This is a genomic window from Nocardiopsis sp. TNDT3 (assembly GCF_003427465.1).
Taxonomy (GTDB): Bacteria; Actinomycetota; Actinomycetes; order Streptosporangiales; family Streptosporangiaceae; genus Nocardiopsis; species Nocardiopsis dassonvillei.
The window spans coordinates 1-1945 of the sequence record NZ_QPFC01001238.1 but is presented as its reverse complement, the minus strand read 5'-3'; the positions used below and the strand labels follow the sequence as shown (position 1 = coordinate 1945).

General features: G+C 71.4%; 3 protein-coding genes. 2 read left to right on the top strand and 1 reads right to left on the bottom strand.

Annotation, left to right across the window (positions count from 1 at the left end; translation table 11 throughout):
* Positions 1 to 466 (bottom strand): TetR/AcrR family transcriptional regulator (locus tag DQW06_RS26305; protein ID WP_232833166.1); only part of this gene is annotated, 466 nt, incomplete at its 3' end.
* A 158-nt stretch (positions 467 to 624) separates the two neighbouring features.
* On the opposite strand from DQW06_RS26305, the gene DQW06_RS26300 reads away from it, so the two are divergent.
* The gene (locus DQW06_RS26300; protein ID WP_117199512.1) at positions 625 to 990 is read left to right on the top strand and encodes a VOC family protein; all 366 of its coding nucleotides are present in this window, start codon (positions 625 to 627) and stop codon (positions 988 to 990) included.
* 34 nt (positions 991 to 1024) lie between these two features.
* Positions 1025 to 1918, top strand: a complete 894-nt coding sequence (locus DQW06_RS26295; RefSeq protein ID WP_117199511.1) for an alpha/beta fold hydrolase — start codon at positions 1025 to 1027, stop codon at positions 1916 to 1918.
* The last annotated feature ends 27 nt before the right edge of the window (positions 1919 to 1945 follow it).

Below are 1945 nucleotides of genomic sequence, written 5' to 3'. Positions count from 1 at the left end.
GCAGCCCCCTCTCCCCCAGCCGGGCGAAGCTCTCCGCCAGCCCCTCGATCGCCCGCTGCGGCCCGCACTCGTACAGCACCCGCGCCAGCTCGGGGAACCGCGCGACCTCGCCGATCACCATCCGCCTCAACCGCATCAACCGCGGCGTGAGCACCACCGCAAGCTGCCGCAGCGCGTAGTCCCTGAGGTAGGCCTCCACGTCCTCGACCCGGTCGGGCTCGGGCGTCTCGTCGCGCACCACGTCCCCCGCGCCCGAGGTCATGCTGGTGACGATCTCGACGAACAGCCCCTCCTTGCTGCCGAAGTGCTTGTAGACCGTCTGCTTCGACACCCCCGACAGCGCGGCGATCTCGTCCATGTTGGTCCCGAGGTAACCGCCCCTCAGAAAGACCTCCTCGGCGGCGCCCAGGATAGCCCGGCGCTTGCGGGCCGAGCGGCTCAGCTCCTCCTCCGCTGGCGGGTTCACGCTGTTCAACACCTCGTCTTCGTCGTTCCGGGTTTCGTTTCGACCCTTTTGTCCTATGGGTACTGTACGGTCTAGTTTCACATCACACGCGGTACTGGACGGTCCAGTTTGAAGGCGGACCGAACGCGGTAGCGCGTCAGAGGGAACGGAAAAGCCCCATGTACGTCAAGTTCGCCGAACTCCCCGTCTTCGACCAGGAGCGGGCCAAGGCCTTCTACACCGACCGCCTCGGCTGCACCGTGGCGACCGACGCGCCCATGTCCGACGACGGGTGGCGGTGGATCGAGCTCGGCTTCCCCGGCTCGCGGACCCGCCTGCACTTCCAGCGCCGCGCGGACGAGAACCCGTCAGCCGAGCCGGTCATGGTCCTGGTGACGGAGGACGTCGAGGGCACGGTCGAGGCTCTGCGCGCCGCGGGCGTGGAGATCGTCACCGAACCGGGGGAGGCGATGTGGCAGCCGGGGGTCACGGCCGCCGAGTTCCGCGACAGCGAGGGCAACCGCATGGTGCTCAGCGACAGCTGACCGCCGGGCACGCAAGAGGCAGGGAGACGCAGACATGTCGCACCACTCGCGCCACGCACCGGGAGCGCACACGCTGAAGGTGCCGGGCGCCAGCATCCACTACGAGGTCCGCGGTTCGGGCCCCGTGCTGCTGATGATCCCCGGCGGTCCGCAGGACGCGGGCGTCTACACCGCCCTGGCCGAGCAGCTGGCCGACCGGTACACGACCGTGGCCTACGATCCCCGCGGCAACTCGCGCAGCACGCTGGACGGCGAACCCGAGGACCAGCGGGTGGAGGTGCACAGCGACGACGCCGCCAGGCTGGTCGCCGAGCTCGGCGGGGGCCCGGCCTACGTGTTCGGCAACAGCGCGGGCGCCCAGATCGGGCTCGACATGGCCGTGCGCCACCCCGGGGCGGTGCGCGCGCTGCTCGCGCACGAGCCGCCCTGCGTCATGCTGCTCGACGATCCCTCCGAGGTGCTCGCCCGCGACCGGGAGGTCTACGACACCTACCGGCGCGAGGGCGTGGAGGCGGCGATCGGCAAGTTCATGGCGCTCAACGGCCTGGACGAGGGGGACGGGGAGGCGCGGGAGGAGGACCGGCGGGAGCCGGAAGGCGCCGCGACGGAGGGGCCGATGCACGAGGACCCCGAGACCTTCGAGCGGGTCAGCGGCAACTTCGGGTACTTCCTGGCCCACGGGCTGATGCCGCTGTCGCTGTACCGGCCCGACGTGGAGGCCTTGCGGGAGGGCGGGGTCCCGGTGACGGTGGGTCTGGGCGACGCCTCCGCCGGGAAGCCCATCCACGACATCGGGCTCGCGCTGGTGCGGCTCCTGGGCACGGAGCCGGTCGCCTTCCCGGGCGACCACACGGGCTTCGGAACCCATCCCCGCGCCTTCGCCGAAGCACTGCACGGCGCGCTGGACGGCGCACCGGAGCGGCGCTGACCGACCGGGGCAGTGCCGACCGGCCGG